Origin of the sequence: Mesorhizobium sp. M8A.F.Ca.ET.021.01.1.1, assembly GCF_003998025.1 — a bacterium.
GTDB lineage: Bacteria > Pseudomonadota > Alphaproteobacteria > Rhizobiales > Rhizobiaceae > Mesorhizobium.
The window spans coordinates 1-2,065 of sequence record NZ_RZSJ01000815.1 but is presented as its reverse complement, the minus strand read 5'-3'; the positions used below and the strand labels follow the sequence as shown (position 1 = coordinate 2,065).

Below are 2,065 nucleotides of genomic sequence, written 5' to 3'. Positions count from 1 at the left end.
CCAGGAAACCGCGCCGCGGTGTCGCTTCGAAAGCCGCGATCAGTGCCTTCGGCACCGTTCCCCTGCCGCGCAGGCGCAGCAGGAAAGCGGCAAATCCTTCGCGATCATCGATTGGAAAGCCTTGGTTCATGCAAGCGCCTTGCTCAGCTGGTCACGGATCTCATGCGCGGTAAGGTCAAGCTGCAACGGCGTTACCGACACCAGCCGGTTGCGCAAGGCAAAGAGGTCGGTGCCTTGCTTGCCTTCGACCGGCTCGCGGCCGAAGCGAAGCCAATAGTAAGGCAGGCCGCGCCCGTCTCGGCGCTCGTCGACCCACAGGCTGTGCACCAGCTTGCCCTGCGTGGTGACCACTGTGCCGGCCACCTCCTCGGGAAGGCAGTTGGGGAAATTGACGTTGAGCAGGACGCCGTCGGGCAATGGCGTCGCGACGAGCTTCTTCAGCAGCGCCGGCGCCAGCGCCTCGGTGGTCTCGTAAGGGACGACCCGGTCCTCGCCGACATAGCTGTAGCCCTGGCTGAGCGCGATCGACCTGATGCCGAGCAGCGCGCCCTCCATGGCGCCGGCGACGGTGCCGGAATAGGTCACGTCGTCGGCGATGTTGGCGCCCGAATTGATGCCGGACAGGATCAGGTCGGGTGCACCGGGCAGGATCTTCTTGACGCCCATGATGACGCAATCGGTCGGGGTGCCGCGCACGGCAAAATGCTTCTCGCCGATTTTTCGCAACCGCAGCGGCTCCGAAATCGACAGCGAATGCGCGTAGCCCGATTGGTCCTGTTCGGGCGCCACCACCCAGACATCGTCGGACAGTGTGCGGGCGACGCGCTCGAGCGACGCCAGGCCCTCGGCATGAATGCCGTCGTCATTGGTCAGAAGAATGCGCATTATTTCGATTCGATCTTTTCCAGACCGCCCATGTAAGGCCGCAGCACTTCAGGAATGGTTACGCTGCCATCCTCATTCTGGTAGTTTTCGATGACAGCAATAAGCGCGCGGCCGACAGCGGTGCCCGAACCGTTGAGCGTATGGACGAAACGGTTGCCCTTGCCATCCTTGTCCTTGTAGCGGGCGTCCATGCGGCGCGCCTGGAAATCGCCGCAGACCGAGCAGGACGAGATTTCGCGATAGGCGTTCTGGCCGGGCAGCCAGACCTCGATGTCATAGGTCTTGCGGGCGCCAAAACCCATGTCGCCAGTGCACAGCACCATGGTACGGAACGGCAGCTCGAGCCGCTTCAGGACCTCCTCGGCGCATTGCGTCATCCGCTCGTGCTCGGCGAGCGAGGAGTCCTGGTCGGTGATCGACACCAGCTCGACCTTATAGAACTGATGCTGACGAAGCATGCCGCGCGTATCGCGTCCCGCCGAGCCTGCCTCCGAACGGAAGCAGGGCGTCAGCGCGGTGTAGCGCAGCGGCAGCTTTTCGTGCGCCGTGATTTCCTCACGCACGAGGTTGGTGAGTGGCACTTCGGCGGTTGGGATCAGGCCAAGCCTGCCCTCCCCGTGTGGCGTGAAGAACAGATCCTCCTCGAACTTCGGCAACTGGTTGGTGCCGAACAGAACGTCGTCCTTCACCATCAACGGCGGGATGATCTCCTCATAGCCGTGTTCGGTCGTGTGGAGGTCGAGCATGAACTGGCCTATCGCGCGCTCCATCCGCGCCAGGCCGCCCTTCAGCACGGTGAAACGCGAGCCAGACAGCTTTGCCGCGCGCTCGAAATCCATCATGCCGAGCGCTTCGCCGATCTCGAAATGCTCCTTCACCCAGTTCGGCCGCGTCGGCACCTTGCCGACGATATGCCTGACGACATTGTCGTGCTCGTCCTTGCCGACCGGAACGTCGTCGAGCGGCACATTGGGCAGCACCGCCAGCGCGTCGTTCAGCGCCTTGTCGAGCTCTCGCTCGCGCGCCTCGCCATTCTGGATAAAGGTCTTGATCTCGCCGACTTCGGCCTTGAGCTTTTCGGCAAGGGCAGCATCGCCCGAACGCATGGCATTGCCGATCTCCTTCGAGGCGGCGTTGCGGCGCTCCTGCTTGGTCTGCAGTTCGGTGACGTGCTCGCGCC

Annotated in this window: 2 protein-coding genes and 1 pseudogene; all 3 read right to left on the bottom strand. The window is 63.2% G+C overall.

Features of this window, described 5'->3' with window-relative positions; all coding sequences use genetic code 11:
* Positions 1 to 130 (bottom strand): annotated as a pseudogene (gene pcm, locus EOA36_RS38635) (protein-L-isoaspartate O-methyltransferase); the annotation flags it as partial.
* Positions 127 to 885, bottom strand: a complete 759-nt coding sequence (surE, locus tag EOA36_RS34260; protein WP_127281111.1) for a 5'/3'-nucleotidase SurE — start codon at positions 883 to 885, stop codon at positions 127 to 129. The pseudogene pcm and the gene surE, both read right to left, overlap by 4 nt.
* Positions 885 to 2,065, bottom strand: a 1,181-nt coding sequence (gene serS / locus EOA36_RS34255; protein ID WP_127281110.1) for a serine--tRNA ligase, incomplete at its 5' end; no start/stop codon positions are given. The genes serS and surE, both read right to left, overlap by 1 nt.

Bases quoted from the DNA above. Each gene is read 5' to 3' on its own strand.
- surE (WP_127281111.1), bottom strand. From the start codon at position 885: ATGCGCATTCTTCTGACCAATGACGACGGCATTCATGCCGAGGGCCTG.